Below are 23,770 nucleotides of genomic sequence, written 5' to 3' on the forward strand. Positions count from 1 at the left end.
GTATTGTGAGTTAACCCAATACCCACAGGGAGGAAGCGTATGTTTGCAATAGTAAGGAATTTTACCAGAAGCATTTTTGATAATGAGCTTAGGTCAAACGAGCTTATGTCGAACGATTTCAATACGTGCATGTTGCTTGATGCATTGTCCTCTTTGGAACAAGACTAGGCTTTTTCAAGCAACATTGAGTACTTGTTCGAATAGAATTCGGTTACTGGGGCTGCTAGTCATAGTGAATGCACTATGACTAGCAGGCACCAAATGGCCACACAGTTTGCGGGCAATGGATTGCGCGCCTTTTATTATCGCAGGGGCAGTTTAAAATACGTTTAAAAACGATTTTATTCTGCCTTCTTTGCGAACTGTCCTAGCGAGAAGCGCTTGGTCGTATATCCTTAATCCTGCTCATTGTAATTCCATATTCAGTACACACATCAAATTTATAATCATGCTAATGCGATAGAAAAGGATCTGATATGTCTGACAGTAATACCTATACCCCTCCAAAAGTATGGAGCCAAAATGAAGATGACGGTAACAAGTGGGCTAGTATCAATCGCCCAGTATCGGGTGCTACCCATGAGCAAGAACGCTCTGTAGGCCAGCATCCACTTCAGCTTTATTCGTTGGCAACACCAAATGGACAAAAAGTCACCATCATGTTGGAAGAGCTCTTGGCCGCAGGTATTACTGACGCTGATTACGATGCGTGGTTGGTTAATATCGGTGAAGGTGATCAATTTTCATCTGGCTTCGTTGACGTAAACCCAAATTCAAAAATTCCAGCCATGGTAGATACTTCCACTTCACCAGAAACGAAGCTGTTTGAATCGGGTTCAATACTTCGTTACTTAGCGGATAAGTTTACGGTATTTATTCCTACCGATCCTGCTGCAAAAGTAGAATGTTTCAACTGGTTATTTTGGCAAGTAGGTTCAGCACCCTACTTAGGCGGCGGTTTTGGGCATTTTTACAGTTATGCGCCCTACCCAATGGAATATCCCATTAACCGTTTTACCATGGAAGTAAAGCGTGAACTGGATGTGCTAGACAAACATCTCGCCAAAAATACCTATTTTGCCGGAGAGGAGTACAGTATTGCTGATATGGCTATTTGGCCATGGTATGGCAACTTAGTACTCGGTAATCTTTATGATGCAGCCACTTTTTTGCAAGTGAACGACTACAAACACCTTTTACGCTGGGCAACAGAAATTGAGGCGCGCCCTGCTGTAACGCGAGGGGTGATTGTTAATCGTACGTGGGGGGATGCGCAGCTTAAAAATAGACATAGTGCTAAAGACATCGATGATGCGCTAAACGAAGTGAAATAAGCCCTCGAACAGCGATAAGAGTTAGCAACACATAAAATTGTTACCTATTTCGAGTATACTCTCTTGATAGGCTGGTTTGTGTGTTGCCGCTTTGTATTGTTGTTATGAATTATTGTTGTGCGTAGCTACCAACGCGTAAACGTGCAGCCGAATAGCATTTAACGCCCGCGTCTTCCAATCTACCCAATTAATTCTATTGCGAATCTCATGTTGGTTTAAACTTATATAGCCATGACACAACGCCCATATTTGCATTGCTATATCCTGACGCTCTTCTACAGCAGTCTCTTTTTTTATTATCGCTGATACCACTTTAGTTAAGGTAATAAATGCCTTTTCCCCAGCAGCAATCGCGTCTTCGTTGGGGGTGTAATCTTTTAGATTAGAGCCAAATATTAGATTGTAATGCGCTGCATGTGCTTCAGAGAATTGAAGTACGTGTTCACAGGCATTGAGCAACCTATCTGATGGGGTACTACCCTCAGATTGCTTCATCATTTCATCAACAAGGGTAAAGCCTTCAATATACAGGGCATCAAGAATACCTTGCTTCCCCTTGAAGTGGCTGTAGATGCCTATCGTAGACATACCTGCACCCTCAGCAATAGCACGTACGCTTAACGCGTGACTCCCCCCTTTTAAGAACAGGGTTGAAGCCGCTTCTAAAATTTTCTGACGAGTATCTTTTTTCATTTACATTGAATTTACATGTTGCGCAATATAACGGCGTTATATATATTGAATATAACACTGTTATATTCAATCGTTCCATTAGATTGTCGTTTAGCGTGATTACATTTATTAAACCCGCGTGCAGGCAGGTTCATACATAAAGGACATAGTATATGAAAGCAGAACAATTAACTTGCGATTATTTGATTGTGGGAAGTGGGGCGGTAGGCATGGCGTTTGCCGATGTACTACTCAGTGAAACCGATGCCAGCATTATCATAGTCGATAAATATGCCAAGCCTGGCGGCCATTGGAACTTAGCTTACCCTTTTGTCACCTTACATCAGCCTTCTGCTTTCTATGGTGTTTGTTCACGAGAGCTAAATCGCGGAGTGATTGATAAAACAGGAATGAATGAGGGCTTGATGAGCTTAGCCTCTGGTGCTGAGGTGAGTGCCTACTTCGATTCAGTCATGCAAGAGACCTTTTTGCCCTCGGGTCGTGTTCAATATTTTCCCCTCAGCCAATACGAAGGCGAGGGCAAATTTACCAATATCACTGGCGGTAAAACGTACGACGTTACCGTCAACAAAAAGACAGTAGACGCGACTTATTTAAAAACCAGTATTCCCATTACCCACAAGCCAAGCTTTACCCGTGATGACAAGGTTGATTTTACGCCAGTCAATACCTTAACCCAACGAGTAACAGGTCATAAAAATTATGTCGTCATTGGGGGAGGTAAAACGGGGATCGACACCTGTTTATGGTTACTTAGCAATTTTGTAAACCCTGAAAACATTCATTGGGTGGTATCTCGGGACGCATGGCTACTCAATAGAAAAAACACCCAGCCACTAGATGAATTTTTCTTCGATACCATTGGCGCGCAAGCTAACCAAATGGAAGCCATTGCACAGTCGACCTCTATCGATGACATGTTCGATAAATTAGAGGAAAAGGGCGTCATGCTGCGTATAGATAAAGACGTCAGGCCTGCTATGTTCCATGGTGCTACGGTAAGTGAAGCCGAATTGGCAGCACTGCAAACCTTACCTAATATAATTCGCCATGGCAGAGTAACGCATGTTGGAAAAGAGGCGCTTACGTTTGAGGATACTCAGTGGGCAATGCCAGAAGATGCATTGGTGGTGGACTGTTCGGCATCAGCACTCACAAATTTAGAAATAAAACCTGTTTTTGAAGGCAATACGATTACGCCGCAAACCGTGCGAGCTTACCAACCGGTGTTCAGTGCAGCGCTGATTGCGCATGTTGAGGCAGCCTATGATGATGAAGCCACCAAACAGAAACTGACACAAGTTGTTCCTCTGCCAAATCGTGATATTGACTGGGTTCCTATGACGGCAGCGATGCTACGAAATATGCATGTTTGGGGCGAAGCGCCTGAACTTCGTGCATGGATCCATAATTGTAGACTCGATGGTTTTTCCAAAATTGTTCATGGTGTGGCCAAAGACGATATGCCAAAACTACAAGTGTTAGGGCGCCTAAAAGCCGGGTCGCAACCTGCTATGGGTAAACTCATGGAGTACATGCATATGCTGAAAGCCAGCGGCAAACTCGCATCTTAAGAAAAGGGAAATAAAGTAATGCAACAGTTTCAAGTTGATAAACAGGACTTAAGCCAACACCGTATAGTCTCCATAGAACATGCCGATCTTTATAAACAAGCGCCATTAAAAGACGCACCATTAAAAGAAGAACAGTCCAAAGAGGGTGTGACCTTTGAAGTAGAGCGTTTTGCGTTTACGGCCAACAATCTCACTTATTTCATGATGGGTGAAAAGCTTGGGTATTGGCAGTTTTTTCCAGCTGTTTCGGGTGACGCGACTTCCAACAAACCTTTGGAGAACAACGCCAACGACAAATGGGGCGTTATTCCTGTGTGGGGTATAGGTAAGGTATCAGCATCTAGCGTAGAAGGTGTGGACGTAGGCAGTCGTTATTTTGGGTATTTCCCGCCTGCCACTCATCTGCATATGGACGCCATTACTTTTGCTCAAGGAAATTTGATTGATACCAGCGCGCATAGAAAAGCACTACCGCAGGGTTATAACCTGTATCGGCCATTAGAACGTAGTGGTGATAAAGCTCAGTCACACCGTGAAAACCTGCAAATGTTATTGTGGCCTTTATACATCACATCCTATTGCTTATGGGATTTAATCGACCAGTGCAATGCACCTAAACCAAAACAAGTGATTGTATTAAGCGCATCAAGTAAAACCAGTCTGGGATTGGCTTATGCTCTTAAAAAAGATGACTATCACGTGGTAGGTGTGACTTCTGGTAAAAGCCAAGGATTTGTTGAAGGACTAGATGTTTACCATCAAGTGGTCTGTTATGACGACCTAGATGACATCGCCAACAAAGCCAGCATTGTGGTAGATATGTCGGGCAACAATAAGGTAAAGCTGCTGCTTAAGAATAAGCTTGGCGATGATCTTATGCGCTATGTGCAAGTGGGATTAACCCATTGGCAAGAAGTAAGCACAGGTGATGGCACTGAAAATACAAAAGACGCCTCTGGCGTAAGTGATGAATTCTTTTTTGCTCCTGCACACATTCAAACCAGAATGACTGAGTTAGGTGCGGGTGTATTTCACGCAAAAAGCGGGGCTTTTGTAAAAGAAGCTATGCTGTGGACAGCATCGTGGTTATCGGTAAGAGAGCATGAAAATATTGCGTCGTTACTGCATAACTTTGACGCTATTTGTCATGGCGATGTTTCACCTAAAGAAGGCCTGATATTCGCGCCATAAATTATTTTTAACGCCCCCCTTTCAAATGGGGGCGGAGACACAAAACGTTTTTTAGAATACTCATTGCACCAATGTTGTGCCTTAAGTTAATTTAATGTAAAAAATATTGTCGGATGTCAGTAAATTTTACAAGCTGATATTTAATATAATAGCTGAGTCTATAAATTTTATTTAAATCATGAGTTTGCATGTTTGGTGTGAATTTTGCAAATCGCGTACTAAAAGGCACAAGTTTTAGCTTTATTTCCTAAGTTAATAGACTTGGCCATACTTTATACAAACATAAGGCAGTGCGTAATGATTCGCTTAGCAGTGTTAGTGATGTCGTTGTTTACATTTATAGCTTCGGTGAGCGCCGAAGAGACTACTTCAAGCACATTAGGTACTTACAACCTCATCTTGTTGGAAGATTATAACTTTCAAGGTGGAGACGTGCAGGGACAGGTGCTTATCGGTGGTGATTTGAATGCTAGCGGTCATGCGGCTGAGTTCGGAAGTCGACTTGCAAATACAAATACTGCCATAGATGCCGTTACCATTATGGGCGACGTCAATGCTAACCAAATTCGTGTATTAAATGACAATAATTTAGTTTATGGCGGTTCACTTAATGTATCGCACGTAGAACTGAATGACGGTAATGATGGCAAAGCAATCTATAACGCCGACCTCAGTGTTGATGACGTCGCGGCCTCACTTCACGCCGATTCAGCTTACTTTGCTAGCCTTAGCGCGAATGGCACGTACAGTGATGGTATATTTAACTATATAGGTACTGACAGCGTTGCAGTATTTAATGTGTCAGCTGACGATATCTTTGCGCAAAATAGTAATTTGTCACTAAACTGGGGCGATGCAGAAACCGTTATCATCAATGTTTCTGCGAGCAACGCGCTTGCGAATGACATAGTAGTAGGTGGTGGAGTGAACCTGAACAATGGTTTCAACGGTAGTGAAGCGTTTTCAAATGTACTGTGGAACTTCTACGACGCAGAGAGCATTGACTTTAATAGTTTAGCGGTTAAAGGTTCGGTGTTAGCGCCCTTAGCGACAACCCGTGGTGGTGCGTCGTTCGATGGCTCTTTCGCTGCGGTTTCATATACCGGCGCCCGAGAATTTCATAACTATGTATTTAATTATGAGACACCTTCAGCGCCTCCAGTGGTGAGTGTGCCAGAGCCACCTACCATTGCAGTATTAGCGTTATTGTTGTTATTCTTAAGCTTTAGAAGAGCACGCTGCGACTAAGTTTCCATAGCAGACTATGTTACTTGATGAGTAAAATCTCTCCCCCGCTTTCTATGAATACAAGCGCACTGTGTGCGCTTGTTTTCTTTGTGTGTTTTTCTTTTTCTTTCTCAGTATATCCTGCGAATAACGAAGACTATGAAAAAGGGAAGGCTTCCTTCGCCCAAAAGGAATACAAAGAAGCATTTATTTATGCGAAGAATGCACTTCAAGCTGAACCAGACTATTTACCCGCACAGATATTATTGGCACAGTTGTATCAGGTTAACGGCATGTTTAACCAAGCAGACGCTGCATTTCAAGCTGCCTATGACGCAGGGGGCGATGCAGGGCTTATTTTCGAATCTTGGGGCGAGGTACTACTTCGCTTAGGTGAGAGTGAGCGCATCCTCTCTCTTGATTTTGATTCAACCTTTCCTGTTGAAGCGCGAATAAACTGGCATACAATTCGTGCTAAGGCGTGTATACAGCAATCTAGAATATTGTGCGCTAGGTATGAATATGACCAGATCTTAACACGCGCTGCTGACCATCCCAAAGGCCTCAACGGGTTGGCACTATTAGCCATACTTGAGCGTCGTTTTAAAGAAGCTGAATCCCTATTAGCGAAGTCCATGAGGCAAAGTGATATCCAAGCGCAAACGTGGTGGCTAAAGGGGCAACTGGCCAAAGAACGTCGGGAGTATGCGCAAGCACAAACGTTTTACAGCAAAGCTTTCTTGTTGTCTCCCAATAATCCAACCATGGCGCGTAGTTTAATTGATGCTTACATTTCTTCTTCTGACTTTGATGCTGCGCTTTTAATCACTGAAGATTTGTTGCTGCAAACGGAAGGCGATCTTTACGTATTGTTCGTCAATAGTTGGCTGACTAGTCAGGTTGAATCCTTAGCGGTTATCCGGCCTCAGTTAGAGCAAATTGCTACCCAATTAGCCAACGTAGATGACGTGATGTTGCATACTGACCCCGCACTTTATTACCTACGCGGTATGGTGGCGTTGATGCAGAAAAATTACGAAACAGCCCGCGATAATTTTCTCAGTTATGCGAAGTACACAGAAGAAGATGTACAAACGGCGATATTGCTAGCAAGTACTAATATTGCGCTTGGGGATAAGAAATCAGCGATGTCAGCTTTGCAGCCTCATGCAGACACCTTGATAGACAACAATATTGATCAAGCCTTAATGCTCGGAACGCTTTTTCTTGAGAACAAGCAGAATTTTGCAGCAGTAAACTTATTGAATAAATTGGAAGAAGCATATCCAAATAACGTTAACGTCGCTTTATATGCGGTGCGAGTAAACTTAAGTCGCGGGAAAGTTGCGCAAAGCAATGCGCAACTGTCTCGTTTAAAAGCACGTTACCCTGAAAATCGGCAAGTACTGATGACCTATGCGCTACATCATCTCAATAACGGAAACTCGGCACTCGCTGGTGAAGCAATTGCGCTTCTGATAACACGCTTTCCAAGTGACGTGTCGATTCAAAATATGTACGCTGCGCAGCTTATTATTAATAAGCAGTACGAAAAAGCGCAAGAGGTTCTTGATAAGGTACTTATACAATCACCGAGGTTGTTCGCAGCACGCTATAATCAGGCAACCTTGTTGCTCCAGCGTAATGAGTTAGATGAAGCAAGGGAAATATTACTCTCCCTATCTGCTTTACGTCCTGAACATTTGCAAGTTGCTTTTCAGCTGGCCAAAATTGATTTCCAAATGGGTAATCTTCAGGCAGCCATTTCAGGCTTTCGTAAAATATTAGTGTCTAATAGTGCTGCGGCACCATCGAACGTTACCTTTGCGGCAGTAGCAGCCTATGCGCAAGTAAGCGACTACAAGCGTGCTATAGACTTGCTGAGAACGCTGTTAGCTAGTGAACCTGGAAACCAAGTCGCGTTAGTGCAACTAGCAGGGTTCTATGTAAAAGTAAGAGATAAACAACAAGCGCTTACTACACTTAAAAAGATGGATATTATCCCGTCGCTTTCTATCAACACTCGACTCGCGCAAGTCGCGCTTTGGACAGCATTAGGCCAGCAAGCCAAGGCGTTAGAGGTCATGAAAGGTACACATGAACTAGTGCCAGGTGATAAAAATATCCATTTGCAGCTGGTGAAGTTGATGCTTGCTTCTGGGGAATTGAAAGCTGCCGCGACTTCCCTTGAAATACTTGAAAGCGACTTCCCTAATGACCCGCTAGTGAGATTTAAGCAAGGTGAATTAGCACAAGCGCAAGGGCAATTAGACACAGCCCATCAGTATTTTGAAAACGTTTTGGCACTAGATGCAAGTTTCGACTTGGCCTTAGCAAAGCTGTATTCAATTAGTGTGCAACAGCAAAGCTTTAACCGCTTGTTGGCGCGCTTACATAGTATAGTAAAGCAAGATCCAACGCGTTATTTCCCTCGCAATTTACTTGCTCAATATCACTACTACTATGGCGATAGAATACAAGCTATTGGTCATTATCAGCAATTACTTAGTCTTGTTGATGACAATAGCCGATATGCCATGTTAAATCGGTTGGCTATTTTACATTTTCCCACCAATACTAGCCAAAGCTTCGTTTATGCAAAACAAGCGTTTGAGCTTGCGCCCAACAATGCAGATGTCTTGCATTCCTATGGGTGGAGCTTAGCGCTTAATGGCCGTTACAAAGAAAGCTTACCTATTCTAAGAGAGGCATCGGCAAGGGATGCGATATCACCATCACTTAAATATCGATTAGCCTATACACTTTATAACTTGGGTAGCCTTGATGAGGCCGAACGAATTCTAACGTCATTACTAGCCAAAGAAGAATATGTTGATCTCCACTCACAGGCCGAAGCGTTGATTACAAAAATCAAGCGTTGAGGTGAAATATCAGATAATCACTAACCTCAGGCCACAATGCCTGACATTTTCTTGAGAAAAACTTCATGTGGCCTATCTCTGCAAGGTTATAGTCATCGGGGTTGAGCAGACGAATATCCGCTTCGAGCTCTGGAAAAACACTAATCATGTCTTTCACATTCGACAAGTTTGCTATGTCATCATCGGTGGCCAATATCCATTTAGATGGCAGGCGTATATCATCATACCAGTGCCTGAGTACTTCTTTACCAAAGGCTTCCTTCACATACCCTTGACCATTACACCACTTTTGCCACTGCCTGCTTACGCCTTTAGGCAAGGGCTCACCCATGCCGACTAAGTGAGACTTAGTGTGCCCGAAAAGTAAGTTGTTCAAAGGGATATAGAAATTCATGAAAAAGTGCGCTTTGAGCAAGTAACCTGCTCGCATGTTACGTAAGCTGCCTGAAGAGCTACCGAAGTTACAAAATGCAGTAAGGTCATTAACGTTTGGCATTAGCCCTAAAAGTTGCCCACCTGCGCTATGGCCAACTAAAAAATATTGGGTCTTAGGGAAGTGTATTTTTAGGGTTTCTAAAACGGCGGGCATATCTTGTTGCCCCCAGGTGACGAGCGACGCTTTACTGTGTTTAATCTTACCTTTTAACGATTCAGCAATACCCCGGTTATCAAATGTAATCACACCAAAACCTTGTTCACAAAGATAGTTAGCAAACGCCGCGTAAAACTGACGCTTAATTCCCGTGGCAGGCGCTATCATTACTGCGCCTTTAATAGCGCGTTCAGGTGTGTAGAGTGTTGCGGTTAAGTGAGTACTGTCTTCACAGGTAACGCTGATATCTTTAAGCATTCGTCGTTCTCGCCCTTCTGGTCTTACCAGTAAAGCGGGAGCCGATTGAAATTGCAAGAGAATGGGTATTTAAATTTGTTATAGACCGCTATCAAACTGCGGATTTTCCAACGATGATGGCTGTCTCCATTCCTTGCCAGGCCTCAAGAGGAGCTGGCTTCCCGAAAAGGTAGCCTTGAAATAGGGTAAAACCCATGTCGGTGAGTAACTTAAGCTGTGCTTGGGTTTCTACCCCTTCGGCAATGGTTTTCATATCGAGGCTTTTTGCCAACTCTAGCGTCATCTGAACAATTTTTCGGTGACGCTCTGAACTGTCTATACGATCTATAAATTCTCTATCAACCTTTAATACCGATGCTGACATATCAATAAGTTGCGACAACGACGCGTGGCCAGTACCAAAGTCATCAATAATAATAGTTGCGCCCACATTGGCCAATGAAGTTAGCCTGCGTTTCGTTTCTTGGTGACTTGCCAATACTGATGTTTCTGTTAATTCAAGTTTCAGGCGCTCTCGTAAAAATGGGCTCTCTGAATAGCGGCGTAGTAGCTTTTCGTAGAACAAATCACTGAGTAGTTCAGGGCCTGACAAGTTTATTGCCACGGGAACTGGCGGAATAGTGTTCGGCCAGTTTTCTATAAGCTCGATGGTGTTATCGAGCACCTTTTGAGTAAAGAGAATATGCCAGTTATTCTTTTCAATAACAGGAAGAAAATGGTAGGGGTGAAGTATCTTATCCTCTTCATCATCTTTGAGCCTAGCAAGCACTTCAAAGCCGACAATTGCATTATCAATTGAAACTTGAGGTTGTAGCCATAACGCTAAGCAGCGATTGTCGAGTAACCGTTTCACCTTGTCTCTATGTTGCGTGTCTTTACGAATAAGTTTTACTACGTTGCTATCGAACTGACTGAAATCTTTGTCGCTACTGGCTTGGCTTAAGGCGATTGCACAAGACTCAGTAACCTGAGAGGGCGACTTGGGGGTGTTTACTTGTACAAAACCGCCCAACCAGTTTAGTGTTTGAGTTCGCTTTACGAAATTGTCATCAATCTGAATAGTGCGGGGAAGCTTATTCCGAAGCCAAGTATTAAAGTCTTTGGACTTGCGGGAGTCATGTTGACTTGAGACCAGAAATCTAGCGCCAGGTAATCGATATACGTTCACCGATGCGGGCAGCACACTTTGTATCTGCGCCGCACATCTGGCCAATGCTTTATCACCTTGGGTGTAACCATACTGCAAATTAATGTCACGTAAATTCGCAAGTTTTAGCATGACCGCGTGTGTGTTTGCGGGAACGGGCTGATTAATACTGCAATTCCAATAATGGTGGTTTCGCAGGCCGGTGAGCTCATCGTAATAATGCTTTTCAAAATGCTGGCGTTTAAAAGCGTCAAACTTGCGGTCATGTTCCGTTGCCTCAGATACGTCGAAGCAATGGATCAATTGTTTTTTGTGGTGCTGAAGGCTGGCAGATTGAAGCTCGAAGGTGGCGTGTGGATTGCCCGATATATGTGTCTTTTGCCGATGACCTGCACTTAGCGGCTCATTTAGCTCAAAAAGTTGATGAATATAATGGCAGGGTTCCGGTAATTGATTAATCAGTTTTCGGGCGCTTTTGTTAGCTTGCAATATCTTCCCTTGCTGATCACAAAAAAGGGAAGGGGTGCCGCCGTTGTTAAAAATTTCTTGATAGCGACTTACCAGTTTTTCCATCTTTTTCGTTTGCTTCAAGTTTTGCGATGACTGACTTTCCAATGATGTCATCACGCGAATCACTGCCATGGGAAGGCAAAAGTTAAAAAACAGGAATATTAACGAACTTAAATAGGTGTGAGTGTCGGGTAAGGTGATGTCGATGCCGAAAAGTGGGGCAATTGGCTGGTTGTTTATTAGAACGGCAAAAGGAATAAGGTTCACAAACATACCAATCATGGCGGCTTTATTGCCATAAAACAGCCTCAAAATAATGGGAAGCGTGAAGAAAAATAACAAGCCGTAACGAGCCGAGGCAATATCTATCGTGAAGAATAGTATACACAGCCCCGCTAAAACTATAGTGAGGGTAAGGCTGGCTGACGCGAGTTTTATTTGACCTTTACGAAGCCCCAATGTGGCGTAAAGTAACGCTGAAAAGCCAATAGTAAGATACAAAACGTAATACATGCCCTTTTGATAGGCGGCATAAGATGAGTGCAGTACGATGGCTGAGGTTAAGGTAACACCAATAAGAAGGATAATTCGCAGCACGCTAAGCTTCCATGTATCAGCGTCTGGGGCGCGAACATGCTCTGCATCAAGAAGAAGGTAACGTTTGAGTAACGTACTGCAACGATTAAACACTACATATAACCGAGTAATTATTCTATCATCAACGTTATCTCAGCCTTGGCTGTTTGTCGAGAATATTGTTTTAAATTGCTGATATTTATTGATAATTTAATTTTTCTTTTAAGGTGCGCGCTAAATCATAATCTATATGTTTAGGGTGAACACTTTAGAGTTACGCTGAAAGTTATAAAGTTCTTTTTTCACTTCTGGCAGAGCACTAATATCTGCGTGTTCAAAACCTTGCTCTAAAAACCAGTGCGCAGTAACTGTAGTAAGCACGAATACACGATTGATATCCGCTTCGCGGGCTCGTATTTTAACTTCATCTAAAATTCGTTCACCACGATTTTTACCGCGATAATCAGGGTGGGTAGCTACACAGGCTAATTCAGCGCAACCATCTTCGGGGTAAAGGTAAAGCGCCGCACACGCGATGATCATCCCGTCCCGAACAATTACAATAAATTGATTGATTTCACTTTCCAGCCGTTCACGTGAGCGCTTAACCAATACACCACTTTCTTCTAGCGGTTTAATGAGTTTTAAAATGCCACCCACATCATCAATAGTCGCGGCACGCAGTTGTTCGTAGTGATGTTCCATCACCAACGAGCCTGTACCATCGCGGGTAAAGAGCTCTTGCAGCAATGCGCCGTCTTTTTCGTAACTAATGCAGTGCGCTCTTGGCACACCAGCGGCTACGCTGGTGGTAAGGGCACGCAAAACGGTATCTTCGGTAGTGATATTGCCACTCATAATGAGCTGTTCTAGCTGCGGGCGCTCAATAGTGCGAAGTAACTTTTCTTCACTATTGTAAATACCGTCGAAGTTAGAAAACACAATGAGCTTATCAGCCTTAAGCGCAATGGCCGCTTGAGTGGCTACATCTTCATGGGAAAGATTAAATACTTCCCCTGTAGCTGAATACCCCATAGGGGAGAGCAACACAATAGAACCATCGTTTAAGTGGTCGTTAATGCCGGTGGTATCAATACGGCGAACCATGCCGGTATTTTCGAAATCAATGCCATTTCGCACACCCATAGGCTTAGCAACCACCAAATTACCTGAACACACCCGAATTTGTGCGCCGTGCATCGGTGAATTAGGTAGTCCCATGGTAAGTAAGGCTTCTACTTGTGAGCGCACAGAGCCTGCGGCATCTTTAACGCACTCTAGGGTTTGCTTGTCGGTAATACGCACGCCATTTTCAAATCGACCTTCAATGTTGCGAAGGGCCACGCGTTGATCAATCTGCGGGCGTGCACCATGTACTACTACCACGCGAACACCTAAGGTATTCAGCAGGGCAATGTCATGAATAATATTGGGGAAGTTAGGATGTTCAATGGCTTCGCCACCGAACATCAAAACAAAGGTTTTCCCTTGATGAGCATTGATATACGGCAGTGAACTCCTGAAAAGTTTAACGCCGTCATGATGGGCAAGCACCATGTGATTACCCTTGCTTATCTAGGTTTTCTAGCTCTTGATACAGTGCTTTAGTCACTGTTTCTTTGCTAGTGCCACCTAATATGTTGCGCTGATTTACGCCGTACTCTAATTGCAATACGGTATAAACATCATCTTCAATTTTATCGCATACAGCTTGCAAGCTTTCTAATGGTAAATCTTCAATCGCACAGCCTGCTTCAATGGCTTCTAGTACCACTTTACCGGCAATATCATGACCCGTTCTAAACGGAATACCTTTACCTACTAAGTAGTCGGCAAGCTCAGTGGCGTTGGCAAAACCTTGTGTCGCGGCTTCGCGGCAACGCTCTTCATTAAGCTGTAATGAGTCAAGTACCTCGGAAGCAATGCACAAACAAATATGCCATTGGTTTACCGTGTCGATGGCACCTTCTTTGTCTTCTTGCATATCTTTGTTGTACGCAAGAGGTAAACCTTTCATGGTCACCAGCAAGGCTTGCAGTGAACCGAATACACGGCCACATTTACCGCGCATAAGTTCTAATGCGTCAGGGTTTTTCTTCTGTGGCATTAGCGACGAACCTGAGGTTACGCTATCGCCAAGCTGCAAGAAGCCCGCTTCGCCAGAGTTATAAAAAATCATGTCTTCGGCCACGCGAGACAGGTGCATCATGCTGGTGCTCGCGACAAACAAAAGCTCTAATACGAAATCTCTGTCTGATACAGCATCTAGACTGTTTAAGCATGGCGAGTCAAAGCCTAACTCTTGTGCAATAGCGTGGCGGTCAACGGGGTAAGTCGTACCCGCTAATGCACCAGAGCCCAGTGGGCACTGATTCATACGGTCTTTTAAATCGTCTAAGCGGCTTAAGTCGCGCTTAAACATTTCAACATATGCTAAGCACCAGTGAGCAAAGTGTATAGGCTGAGCACGTTGCAAGTGGGTGTAACCAGGAATAATGGCTTCCTGGTGACGACTTGCGGCATTAAGGAGTGAGCGAATAACGGCCACAACATCACTACGAAGTGACGCAATATGCTCACGCACCCACAAACGAAAATCTGTAGCTACCTGATCGTTACGGCTTCGGCCCGTATGAAGTTTGCGGCCAATATCACCAAGTTGTTCAATAAGTGCAGACTCAACAAAGCTATGAATGTCTTCTTCGCTAGAAGCGTTAAAGTCTAGTTCACCCGCGTCAGCTTTCGCTTTCAAATCGCTTAGTGCACCTTCAAGTTGTGCTTGTTCGTCTGTGGTCAGTACGCCTGCTTTTTGCAGCGCACGAGACCAGCTAATAGAGCCTTGAATATCTTGGCTTGCCATCACTTGGTCAAACGGCAACGAATCGTTAACCTGCTTGAACATGCTACTCGCGCCTGATTCGAATCGACCACCCCACAATGCCATGTGTTACTCCTTAACCTTGATTTTTTAATGCAGCGATACGACTTGAAAGACTGAACAAGCGAATAAAGCCTTCAGCGTGTTTTTGGTCGTAAACATCATCTGCACCAAAGGTAGCAAAATCTTCTGAATAAAGGCTGTTAGGTGAGCGGCGTTGTGTAACGGTCGCCTGACCTTTATAAAGCTTCACTACGATGTCGCCAGTCACTTTCTTAGCGAAAGATTCTGCGCCGGCTAGTAAGGCATCGTTTAAGGCTGTGAACCAACGGCCATCGTACATCACGTGCGAGAACTCAAGGCCAATTTGCTCACGGTATTTAAGCGCGGCTTTATCAAGCACCATTGTTTCAAGGGCTTTATAAGCTTTGAGCATTACTGTGCCTCCTGGTGTTTCATAACAACCACGAGACTTCATGCCCACTAAACGGTTTTCAACAATGTCAATACGACCCACACCGTGTGCAGCTGCCACTGTGTTTAGCTTAACCAGCGCTTGGTAAGGCGATAAGGCTTCACCGTCAACGTGAGTGAGTTCACCTTCATTGAAAGAAAGCGTAACACGCTCAGGTGCATCTGGAGCATCTTCTGGATCAACCGTCATGGTCCAGATTTGTTTGGTTGGCTCTTGCCATGGATCTTCTAATTCCCCGCCTTCGTGGGAAATATGCCATGCGTTTGCATCGCGGCTGTAGATTTTGGTGGCAGATGCCGTGGTTTCGATATTACGCTCAGCTAAATAAGCCAATAGGTCTTCACGCGATACCATGTCCCACTCTCGCCATGGCGCAATAACAGTGAGCTGTGGTGCAAGGGCAGCGAAGGTACTTTCAAAGCGAACTTGGTCGTTACCTTTACCGGTACAACCATGGCAAAGTGCATCAGCACCTACTTTTAAGGCAATTTCAACTTGCGCTTTGGCAATAACCGGGCGAGCCATTGATGTACCAAGTAGGTATTCGCCTTCATATACCGCGCCCGTTTTAATGGTGGGGTATATGTATTCGCGCACGAACTCTTCTTTTAAGTCAACGATGTGACATTCACTAGCACCTGAAGCGATTGCTTTTTCATGCAAACCTTCTAGTTCTTCATCGCCTTGGCCAACATCGGCCGCAAAGGCAACGACTTCGCAGTGATAGTTTTCTTTAAGCCATGGAATGATGGCTGAAGTGTCAAGGCCGCCTGAATAGGCGAGTACGATTTTCTTTACGTTTTGCATCTAAAAGAGTCCTCTTAGGCACTTAATAATTGAGTGAGAATGGCGTTTTGGCCATGCATTCTATTTTCGGCTTGTTGCATTAGTAACGACTTGTCACTATCAATCAACGAACCTGTAATTTCTAGGTCGCGGTGTGCCGGTTGGCAGTGCATTACATAGCTTGCACCGGTAGATTCCATCAGCGCTTCATTGACCTGATACGGCATAAATTTCGCTTTAATATCAGCCAGCGGCGTTTCGTCACCCATCGACAACCAGGTATCAGCGTAGATCACATCAGCGCCGTTTGCAGCGCTAACGTCGTGGCTTTCAACGATGGTCGCGCCCGTTTTTTCGGCAAGGTTTTTAGCATGCGCGACAATCTCGGCATCACATTCGTGACCTTCTGGCGTAACCACTACTTGATTGCAGCCTAATAATGCACCTGCAATTAACAAAGAGTGGGTTACATTATTGCCATCACCAATGTAGGCCATGGTAATGCCTTGGGTCTTACCAAAGCGTTCGAATACGGTGAGGTAATCGGCTAATGCCTGACAAGGGTGATACTTGTCGCAGAGTGCATTGACTACAGGCACTTTAGAGGCAGTAGAGAACTGCTCTAACGTGTTGTGAGAAAAAACTCGGGCGACAATAGCATCTGCCCAGCATGCTAGATTAGCCGCCATATCGACCGCGTCTTCACGGCCTGCAAGTTTTCCACCTTGGCTATCTAGATACACCATGTGGCCGCCTAAGCGATTAATACCAATATCGAAGCTGACACGGGTACGCAAGGAAGGCTTTTCAAACAAGGCGACTACCGATTTTCCGGCTAATACATTGCTGTAGCTCGAAGGTGATTGCTTAATTTCAACAGCCAAATTCAACAGCTTATGCATTGCTTCGGGTGTCCAATTGGAAAAAGTCAGTAGGTCTTGTTTCATAATGCGTCTCCTAGTACGCCATGTTCCGGTGCTTGCGATGTAGGTAATACCTGCGTGCCCGTATTCTTATTTAAAATATCAGTTATGTCAGCCGTCCAGCTAGCAATATAAACCGGGTGTCCAAGGGTATTGGCAGACTGCAGCGCGGCGTCTACCTTAACTTTCATACCGTCGGTAATCACCCCTGCATGTGCTAGCTCGGTAATTGAATCGTGATTAAGCACTTCAATGAGTTGCTTGTCAGCATCAAGTACACCATCAACGTTCGATAGCAACAGCAATTCAGCATCAAGCAACTCGGCAACGACAGTGGCGGCTTGATCTGCGTTGATATTCAACAAACGCCCTTCAGGACTACTGCCAATTGAGCTTATAATCGGTAATGTGGCTTGCGCTAATGCACTCTTAAGGAAAGAGGCATCGGCAGTTGAAGGAATGCCCACAGCGCCATATTTCTCAGCCATCGGTTGGCACACTACCATATTGCCATCAAGTAAAGAAAGACCGACGGGCGTTAATCCTGAGGCAATCGCCGCAGCACATAACTGTTTGTTTGCAGCGCCGGCTAATGCACCACAGATATAAGGCATATGCTCATCCGGGGTAACCCGCAAACCATCAATTTTGGTGCTTGCCAAGCCTAAACTTGCCATGAGGGTTTCAACCAAAGGACCACCACCGTGAACCACGGCGACAGGGCGTGATTGGCTGACGTGTTTAATGCTTAAAAATAGCTTTTGCATAGCGGCTGCGTCGTCTAGCAATGCACCGCCCACTTTTATTACAACGGGTGAACTGTTCATTATTGCACGAGTCCTGTTTCAACCTGTTGGGCAGTCATAATGTTAAGGCACTGAATCGCCTGGGATGCTGCCCCTTTCATAACATTGTCAATGGCTGCCGTCACTACTGCATAACCAGATGTTTCATCAAACTTCCAGTGTAAATCAACAAAAGGCGTATGCGCCACATCGTCAATTTTAGGGAAGCTTTCGCGTAATCTTACCAAAGGCGCATTAGCATATGCTTCGGTAAAGGCGGTATCTAGTTGAGCGCTAGTCACTCCCTTATTTAACTTAACCGTAACAGTGGCAAGTATGCCCCGTTTAAAGTTGCCTAAATGAGGAGTAAATATAACCGGCGTCGCTAAATAGGCTTCAATTTCTGGCGTATGGCGATGACCAAGCACACCGTAAGCTTGCAAGCTAACTTCATAGAAACTTGACGTTAGACTGGCTTTTCTGCCTGCTCCCGAGACACCCGATACCGCGTTGATCACAGGGCGAACCGCATCATCTAATAGGCCATTTGCAGCCAAAGGTTTCAGTGCTGACAAGCTCGCAGTTGGGTAGCAGCCAGGTACTGCAATGATATCTGCTTGTGCAATATCGTCTTCGTACCATTCCGCCAGACCGTATACCGCCTCGCTCAAACTGGTTTTTGCGGTATGAGGGAAACCATAAAACTGCTCAAAAACTTGGGTGTCTTTAATTCTAAATGCACCAGATAAGTCGAGTATTTTTGCTTTGCCCGCAGACAAAGTTTCCATCCAGTCGTGGCTAGCTTCATGCGGCGTTGCTAACAATACGAAGTCCATCTCGGCGGCCAGCTCGACTAATATGTCATTACTAATAGGCGTCAACGTATAGTTGAGGTGGGCTAGATTGCCATGCAGAGCCGCAATGTTTTTGCCCGTATCAGCGCTATTTTCAGAGACATAAGTACCCTCAAGCGACAAAGCAGGATGTTGATGAACTAATTGAACTAGCTGTGCGCCGGTGTAACCACTGGCACCAATAATCGAAACGTTATACATAATGAAAAATTCAATAAATGGAGAAAAAAATCACTTTTTACCTTTGTAAACTGATTTGGCGTAATCCTTTGCCTAACCGCTACCACATTACAAAGGTAAAAAGTGTGCTACCGAAAAAGCATATTCGCAGACAATCGTCGTCGCAAGCCATGCAATGTGCAGCTATCCAGGGGAGAGGTTAACTCTTTTACGTTCCCAGTATTACTACCATGAACGAGAGTTGGTTGTGTCATCAGTGCTTCCTGTGTCTGTATCAACCCTAAAGTGGGTTGGATGCCTTAACCGTCACCTAGTTTACTTATATGGAATATTTATGCAATAAAAATGTATAAATATTTTAAGTTTTCAGCGCCGAAGAATTGGCACGAAATAGCTTGTGAGGAGTTTTGTCTATAGTAGCCACTGAGATATGACATAATGTTGACAATTGAGTGTATAAAACTGAATATTTATACTAATTATCGCATAAATCGGCGAAGATACGGATTATCCATGGTTAAACAAACGACAGTTGGAATTTCTAAGTATGAGTAAACTTACCGTTGCGCTAGTCGCTCACGATCATAAAAAGCCTGAATTACTGGCATGGGTTCATAATCATATCGAAATAATGAAACAATGTGACCTAGTGGCAACAGGTACTACAGGCGGGCTCATTAGTGACGAAACCGGACTAGTAGTAAAACGGTTTAAAAGTGGTCCACTTGGCGGCGATCAGCAAATTGGTGCATTAATCGCTGAAAACAGACTTGATGCGCTGTTTTTCTTTTGGGATCCGTTAAACGCAGCTCCTCACGACCCTGATGTTCGCGCACTATTGCGATTATGTTCAGTGTGGAATGTGCCAGTGGCATGTACGCCAGCCACCGCCGATTTAATGGTAACGTCACCACTTTTCTTATCGTCTGAATACAAACCAATTAAGCCCAATTTTTAAGCGTGGCGGCGCTAGCCGCCGCTTATAGCTCTCGTACGTTACCTCCCCAAAGTTTGCGTAACCCCTTAGCCACCAGCTTGTCGACGTACAAATTCATAAACGTCACTGGCAGGTGTTGATGATGTCTCGCCATCGGCCTCATCTATCATTAGGCTATTTTCACCTGTGCTTTCAGTGGCCGTATTACCATTTATTATTTGTTTGCCCGCATCCCATAAATTAGTTGAGATACTCTTACCGGTAAGCCCCTCTACAGTTAGGTCGACGGCGTTATAAAGTAATCCGCCGAGGCCACCATATAAGAAGCTGCCTGCCATACTGGATGCCGCCGCAATATGGCTTGATGTCGTCGCCTCATAAATATCAGACACAACTGGCAAGTGGTTCACAATATTTAGTGCGTCGAACCCGTCTTGAAGCCCCAGCCCGTCCTCACCAAATACCGATGTCATCATGCTATCGAACATCGAGGTTGTTTCGGCATCGATTTCAGTACTTGCTGCTTCTACAGAAGTTGAAGTGGTAGTTGAAATAGCAGCGCTGCTTGATGCTTGTGTTTCGGTATCGGTTGAAGACGTTGATGCTGCCGCAGTAAGCGCCGCGAAGACATTATTTTGTAGCGCACCAAGCAATTGGTTTTGCATTAGACTAATGGCGTCATCAGTGACGAGGTTCGATAACAAGCTGGTATCAAATTGACTTGTACTAGTACTGCTTTGTGAATCTGACGTTTCGTCATTGCTAGCTTCTTCATTTGACAACAAAGCGGCAAACATAGACGGCAAAGACTGGCTAGTTGTTGCCGCTTCCTCTGCCGTATTCGAGGTGGAATTGTCCCCCGTTAATGGTACTGCTGAAAGCAACGAATTTATTGTGCCTTGTGTCGATGTTTCAATGGCCATAACTCCCCCATACCCGCAGGCATATCATTGTTTTGTAAAGGTTTTGCAAAGTTACTAAAGAACGTATTTCGTGTGGAAATTATTCGTTTAAACTTGCTCCTGTTCGGGTCATGGATGGCATTTAATTAACATTATTTTTTATTTCCTTCAGAGCACATTATGAAAAATCGATGCCAGAAAGTGTTTCTTGCCATAATCTTTACAATGACCGGTTGCGCCCAAACGGTTTCACAAGAAGAAGAAGTGGTGGCAAGCAGTCCAACTAACCCAAAAGTAGAGCAACGAGCCATCTCGCCTACCTCTGATAACCCTGCGCCCGGCGATCCCACTTATGCTCCACCGCGGGCTTATCCTGTTGAACAAGTTCGTATTCCTAGTGGCTCTTTGTTTAACCCGGAGCTAGCCATGGGTTTATACCAGCGCCATAGTCAGTACAAAGTGGGCGATATGATTCTAATAAAACTGGATGAGACCACCCAGTCTGAGAAGTCACTTGATTACAACCAAGATAAAAACAGCACCTTTGATATAGAACCTTTAACTGTGCGGGTAGGGGGAATTCAAATTGAAGGCGATGATCTTGAAGTAGACCACGGACAAGACAGTGAATTTACCAGTTCGGCTCAATCAAGCCAGTCAAACTCATTGCAAGGCAGCATTACGGTTTACGTCACCGCCATTACGCCTGCGGGAAACCTGCTGGTCACAGGGGAAAAATGGATAACCATGAATAAAGGAAAAGAATACATTCGCTTTTCTGGTGAAGTACGCAAGCAAGACGTTGATGAAAGCAATACAGTGGTGTCTTCAAAAGTAGGCAACGCACTCATTGAATATAGTGGAACCGGTGATTTGCAAGAGAATCAAGAGCGCTCTGTGATAGACAAATTGTTCGCAATATTCGGTTAATAGGTGAAAAGTATGAAAGGCTATCTTCGTCTGGGTATAGCACTATTAACGCTGTGGCATGTCCCGGCCATGGCGATATGGGTACAAGGTGAAGCAAGTCTCAATTTTACCGGTGCAGACTTAGATTCTGTGCGCCCTACAGTGATTAAAAATGCTATCGCGGATGCGTCTTACAAGAGCGGAAGTGTTATTGCTGCCGAAGATGTTCTAATCAATGGGTTAATACTCAGCAGCAAAGCCGAGCTTCGTACAGCAGGCCGAATACAGCGGGTTGAAATCATTAGCGAAAGCGTTAAAGACAATGTCCTATCGGTAGTGGTGAATGTCAATCTAACTCCCTTGTTTGATTGTGAACCCAATCGTTTTCAAAAGCGTTTGCTGGTGACGCACTTTGCCTTACTCGACTCACGACAGGCGGCCACAGGCGGTATTTATAATATTGGTAAACACATTACACAACGATTTGCGCAGCAACTGAAAAATACCGCGGATACACCTAATGTCATGCAGATATCACAAGCCATGACTAGCGCCGATATGTGGTCTGCCGAAGCACTTTCAGGCGTAGAGTTACAACAAAAATCGACTTACTTACGCGATACCTATGGTCAGCAGTTCGCACTATTCGGCTACATTAAAGATGTAAGTCTGTTTGAGCAAATAGCACAAAGTGAGTCCTTTTTTAGCAGCGACGAGGTAGCGGTTAGGCGCAACTTTACCCTTCAAGTGTTCGTGCTAGATACCTTCAGGCAACGTATCATTTATAACGACAGTTATCACAGTGAAGCAGATTGGGAGTTTGAAAATAGCTATCAAGTCGATACTAACAACAGCTTATTCTGGCGCAGTGAGTATGGGCGAATGGTATTAAACACCGTAAATGCAGCAGTAACCGATATATCTGCCGCTATTACCTGCGAGCCTACCTTTGCGCGCGTGGTTAATACCAGTAACCAGCAGTTGATTGTCGATTTAGGTCTTGCCCAAGGTATCCGCGAAGGCGACAGCTTTCAGTTGTACAAGCAGCAGTCGTTACCGGTACTTTTATCACCAACTAAGAGCGTTATGTTACCGGTAGAAGATGGACAATTCGCCATTACCCATTTAGGGGATGAAGTGAGTGTGTTAAAGGTTGAAGGCGCAGAATCGGCAGTTCACTTATATGACATAGTGTCGCCAGTACAAAAAAAAGACGCAAACTAAAGTTTGCGTCTTTGCTTATGTTCTATGTTGTTATCTTTTTCTAGCGAGTAGTGTTAATTATCGCTGAACAAACGGCGAAGCGCGTCCACATTTTCTCGCCTTTGCTGTAGCTCAGTTTTCTGGGCGTCGGTAAGTACCGCAAACGTGGCTTGTTTATGAGTAATATTTTCTATTGCTGCATTAACGAGATCATCTTTATATTCAGCGTAAAGTGCATCCCATGCAGATTCGGAGAAATTGCCACTTCGCACAAGGGCTTGCTCAGCGTCTCTGAGTTCATCCAGTGTCATTTTATGTTGAAAGCGGGTTTCACGAAAAGTGGCGTTTAAGGTTTCAAGTGATGCTAACTGCTCGTCAGTCAGTTGAAGTGCTTCAAACGGCGGTCTAAGGTTATTTAACGGGTTACCTCTGCGGGCCCCAAATGGCTTGCCTTGCGGTCTATTTTGCGCTTCATCTTGCATTGAGCTTCTTCTGGCATCCCGTGCTGATTTTTGCTCAGAAAGTAACGCGCGCTGCGATTCGGTTAAAAGTCCATAAATTGCATTGCGAAGTTCTGCACTAGCAAAATGATGCGATTGTTGTTTCAGTATTCTGGTTTCTACAAGGCTACGAATTTCACTTTCTGAAAGGGTAGCGAGGTCGGGCTTGTCTGGGTGCTCCGGCGAGGCGTCTGGGCGTTCATGATTGGCTTTAAACGCGGTAACAAGCTTTTTCACCTCATCCATTTGCTTTGAAGAAAGAGAAAGGCGGCTTAAGGTTTTGATCATTTCCATCCCAGGAGCATGATCACGCATTTTGGGGCCTTGAGGGGCCGCATTTGCGCTGTGGGCTAGGGTAAAAGTGGTCGCTAATAACCCAGCAATGAGAATTGATTTCACGGGCGTCTCCTTTGTATTCGCACCCCAGAATATTACTAGCTCTGCGGCCAAAAGC

At 44.5% G+C, this 23,770-nt stretch carries 19 protein-coding genes; 8 read left to right on the top strand and 11 right to left on the bottom strand.

Annotation, left to right across the window (positions count from 1 at the left end; all coding sequences use genetic code 11):
• Positions 1–476: 476 nt before the first annotated feature.
• Entirely contained in the window at positions 477–1,334 is an 858-nt protein-coding gene (yghU, locus tag FLAVO9R_RS01985) for a glutathione-dependent disulfide-bond oxidoreductase (RefSeq protein ID WP_159528317.1), read from the top strand.
• 102 nt (positions 1,335–1,436) lie between these two features.
• Here the strand turns inward: yghU and FLAVO9R_RS01990 are convergent, their stop codons facing one another.
• Positions 1,437–2,027: a TetR/AcrR family transcriptional regulator gene (locus FLAVO9R_RS01990; RefSeq protein WP_159528319.1), complete on the bottom strand. Its 591-nt coding sequence runs from the start codon at positions 2,025–2,027 to the stop codon at positions 1,437–1,439.
• 152 nt (positions 2,028–2,179) lie between these two features.
• Between FLAVO9R_RS01990 and FLAVO9R_RS01995 the strand changes: the two genes are divergently transcribed.
• The 4 genes from FLAVO9R_RS01995 to FLAVO9R_RS02010 all read left to right on the top strand — a co-directional run bounded on the left by FLAVO9R_RS01995 (position 2,180) and on the right by FLAVO9R_RS02010 (position 8,901).
• Complete coding sequence (locus tag FLAVO9R_RS01995; protein ID WP_159528321.1) at positions 2,180–3,601, top strand: NAD(P)/FAD-dependent oxidoreductase; 1,422 nt, start codon at positions 2,180–2,182, stop codon at positions 3,599–3,601.
• A gap of 18 nt (positions 3,602–3,619) precedes the next feature.
• Complete coding sequence (locus tag FLAVO9R_RS02000; RefSeq protein ID WP_159528323.1) at positions 3,620–4,792, top strand: DUF2855 family protein; 1,173 nt, start codon at positions 3,620–3,622, stop codon at positions 4,790–4,792.
• Between the two features lie 297 nt (positions 4,793–5,089).
• A complete protein-coding gene (locus tag FLAVO9R_RS02005; RefSeq protein WP_159534337.1) occupies positions 5,090–6,040 on the top strand; it encodes a choice-of-anchor A family protein in 951 nt (316 codons plus the stop codon).
• Between the two features lie 26 nt (positions 6,041–6,066).
• The gene (locus FLAVO9R_RS02010; RefSeq protein ID WP_159528325.1) at positions 6,067–8,901 is read left to right on the top strand and encodes a tetratricopeptide repeat protein; all 2,835 of its coding nucleotides are present in this window, start codon (positions 6,067–6,069) and stop codon (positions 8,899–8,901) included.
• Here FLAVO9R_RS02010 and FLAVO9R_RS02015 read toward each other — a convergent pair.
• From FLAVO9R_RS02015 to argC, 8 genes are all read right to left on the bottom strand, one after another.
• On the bottom strand, positions 8,891–9,751 hold the full coding sequence (locus tag FLAVO9R_RS02015) for an alpha/beta hydrolase family protein (RefSeq protein WP_159528327.1): 861 nt from the start codon (positions 9,749–9,751) through the stop codon (positions 8,891–8,893). The genes FLAVO9R_RS02010 and FLAVO9R_RS02015 overlap by 11 nt on opposite strands.
• 91 nt (positions 9,752–9,842) lie before the next feature.
• Positions 9,843–12,098 carry a sensor domain-containing phosphodiesterase gene (locus FLAVO9R_RS02020; protein ID WP_159528329.1) on the bottom strand — a complete coding sequence of 752 codons (2,256 nt, stop codon included), beginning with the start codon at positions 12,096–12,098 and terminating at the stop codon, positions 9,843–9,845.
• Between the two features lie 132 nt (positions 12,099–12,230).
• On the bottom strand, positions 12,231–13,541 hold the full coding sequence (argA, locus tag FLAVO9R_RS02025; RefSeq protein ID WP_159528331.1) for an amino-acid N-acetyltransferase: 1,311 nt from the start codon (positions 13,539–13,541) through the stop codon (positions 12,231–12,233).
• Positions 13,542–13,545: 4 nt separating this feature from the next.
• Positions 13,546–14,928, bottom strand: coding sequence for an argininosuccinate lyase (gene argH, locus FLAVO9R_RS02030; protein WP_159528333.1), 1,383 nt, complete (start codon positions 14,926–14,928; stop codon positions 13,546–13,548).
• Positions 14,929–14,938: 10 nt separating this feature from the next.
• Positions 14,939–16,144 (bottom strand): argininosuccinate synthase, encoded by a 1,206-nt coding sequence (locus FLAVO9R_RS02035; protein WP_159528335.1) that lies wholly within the window; start codon positions 16,142–16,144, stop codon positions 14,939–14,941.
• Between the two features lie 14 nt (positions 16,145–16,158).
• Positions 16,159–17,070: an ornithine carbamoyltransferase gene (locus FLAVO9R_RS02040; RefSeq protein ID WP_159528337.1), complete on the bottom strand. Its 912-nt coding sequence runs from the start codon at positions 17,068–17,070 to the stop codon at positions 16,159–16,161.
• Positions 17,067–17,873, bottom strand: a complete 807-nt coding sequence (gene argB / locus FLAVO9R_RS02045) for an acetylglutamate kinase (protein ID WP_159528339.1) — start codon at positions 17,871–17,873, stop codon at positions 17,067–17,069. Before argB ends, FLAVO9R_RS02040 begins: the two co-directional genes overlap by 4 nt.
• Entirely contained in the window at positions 17,873–18,886 is a 1,014-nt protein-coding gene (gene argC / locus FLAVO9R_RS02050; protein ID WP_159528341.1) for an N-acetyl-gamma-glutamyl-phosphate reductase, read from the bottom strand. Before argC ends, argB begins: the two co-directional genes overlap by 1 nt.
• Before the next feature lie 526 nt (positions 18,887–19,412).
• Between argC and FLAVO9R_RS02055 the strand changes: the two genes are divergently transcribed.
• Entirely contained in the window at positions 19,413–19,823 is a 411-nt protein-coding gene (locus FLAVO9R_RS02055) for a methylglyoxal synthase (protein ID WP_159528343.1), read from the top strand.
• A gap of 65 nt (positions 19,824–19,888) precedes the next feature.
• On the opposite strand, the gene FLAVO9R_RS02060 is transcribed toward FLAVO9R_RS02055, so the two are convergent.
• Positions 19,889–20,725 (bottom strand): hypothetical protein, encoded by an 837-nt coding sequence (locus FLAVO9R_RS02060; protein ID WP_159528345.1) that lies wholly within the window; start codon positions 20,723–20,725, stop codon positions 19,889–19,891.
• A gap of 159 nt (positions 20,726–20,884) precedes the next feature.
• On the opposite strand from FLAVO9R_RS02060, the gene FLAVO9R_RS02065 reads away from it, so the two are divergent.
• Complete coding sequence (locus tag FLAVO9R_RS02065) at positions 20,885–21,634, top strand: flagellar basal body L-ring protein FlgH (RefSeq protein ID WP_159528347.1); 750 nt, start codon at positions 20,885–20,887, stop codon at positions 21,632–21,634.
• Between the two features lie 12 nt (positions 21,635–21,646).
• Positions 21,647–22,837, top strand: coding sequence for a flagellar assembly protein T N-terminal domain-containing protein (locus FLAVO9R_RS02070; protein WP_159528349.1), 1,191 nt, complete (start codon positions 21,647–21,649; stop codon positions 22,835–22,837).
• A 53-nt stretch (positions 22,838–22,890) separates the two neighbouring features.
• On the opposite strand, the gene FLAVO9R_RS02075 is transcribed toward FLAVO9R_RS02070, so the two are convergent.
• Positions 22,891–23,715, bottom strand: coding sequence for a Spy/CpxP family protein refolding chaperone (locus tag FLAVO9R_RS02075; protein ID WP_159528351.1), 825 nt, complete (start codon positions 23,713–23,715; stop codon positions 22,891–22,893).
• Positions 23,716–23,770 lie beyond the last annotated feature (55 nt).

This window comes from Alteromonas sp. 38 (assembly GCF_902506055.1).
In the GTDB taxonomy this organism is placed as follows: Bacteria; Pseudomonadota; Gammaproteobacteria; order Enterobacterales; family Alteromonadaceae; genus Alteromonas; species Alteromonas lipotrueae.

Excerpts from the sequence above, each read along its gene's own strand:
- FLAVO9R_RS01995 (WP_159528321.1), top strand. The coding sequence starts at position 2,180 with ATGAAAGCAGAACAATTAACTTGCGATTATTTGATTGTGGGAAGTGGG.
- FLAVO9R_RS02035 (WP_159528335.1), bottom strand. The coding sequence starts at position 16,144 with ATGCAAAACGTAAAGAAAATCGTACTCGCCTATTCAGGCGGCCTTGAC.
- FLAVO9R_RS02070 (WP_159528349.1), top strand. The coding sequence starts at position 21,647 with ATGAAAGGCTATCTTCGTCTGGGTATAGCACTATTAACGCTGTGGCAT.
- FLAVO9R_RS02000 (WP_159528323.1), top strand. The coding sequence starts at position 3,620 with ATGCAACAGTTTCAAGTTGATAAACAGGACTTAAGCCAACACCGTATA.
- FLAVO9R_RS02040 (WP_159528337.1), bottom strand. The coding sequence starts at position 17,070 with ATGAAACAAGACCTACTGACTTTTTCCAATTGGACACCCGAAGCAATG.
- FLAVO9R_RS02015 (WP_159528327.1), bottom strand. The coding sequence starts at position 9,751 with ATGCTTAAAGATATCAGCGTTACCTGTGAAGACAGTACTCACTTAACC.
- argA (WP_159528331.1), bottom strand. The coding sequence starts at position 13,541 with ATGGTGCTTGCCCATCATGACGGCGTTAAACTTTTCAGGAGTTCACTG.
- FLAVO9R_RS01990 (WP_159528319.1), bottom strand. The coding sequence starts at position 2,027 with ATGAAAAAAGATACTCGTCAGAAAATTTTAGAAGCGGCTTCAACCCTG.
- FLAVO9R_RS02060 (WP_159528345.1), bottom strand. The coding sequence starts at position 20,725 with ATGGCCATTGAAACATCGACACAAGGCACAATAAATTCGTTGCTTTCA.
- argH (WP_159528333.1), bottom strand. The coding sequence starts at position 14,928 with ATGGCATTGTGGGGTGGTCGATTCGAATCAGGCGCGAGTAGCATGTTC.
- FLAVO9R_RS02065 (WP_159528347.1), top strand. The coding sequence starts at position 20,885 with ATGAAAAATCGATGCCAGAAAGTGTTTCTTGCCATAATCTTTACAATG.
- argB (WP_159528339.1), bottom strand. The coding sequence starts at position 17,873 with ATGAACAGTTCACCCGTTGTAATAAAAGTGGGCGGTGCATTGCTAGAC.
- FLAVO9R_RS02005 (WP_159534337.1), top strand. The coding sequence starts at position 5,090 with ATGATTCGCTTAGCAGTGTTAGTGATGTCGTTGTTTACATTTATAGCT.
- FLAVO9R_RS02055 (WP_159528343.1), top strand. The coding sequence starts at position 19,413 with ATGAGTAAACTTACCGTTGCGCTAGTCGCTCACGATCATAAAAAGCCT.
- yghU (WP_159528317.1), top strand. The coding sequence starts at position 477 with ATGTCTGACAGTAATACCTATACCCCTCCAAAAGTATGGAGCCAAAAT.
- FLAVO9R_RS02010 (WP_159528325.1), top strand. The coding sequence starts at position 6,067 with ATGAGTAAAATCTCTCCCCCGCTTTCTATGAATACAAGCGCACTGTGT.
- argC (WP_159528341.1), bottom strand. The coding sequence starts at position 18,886 with ATGTATAACGTTTCGATTATTGGTGCCAGTGGTTACACCGGCGCACAG.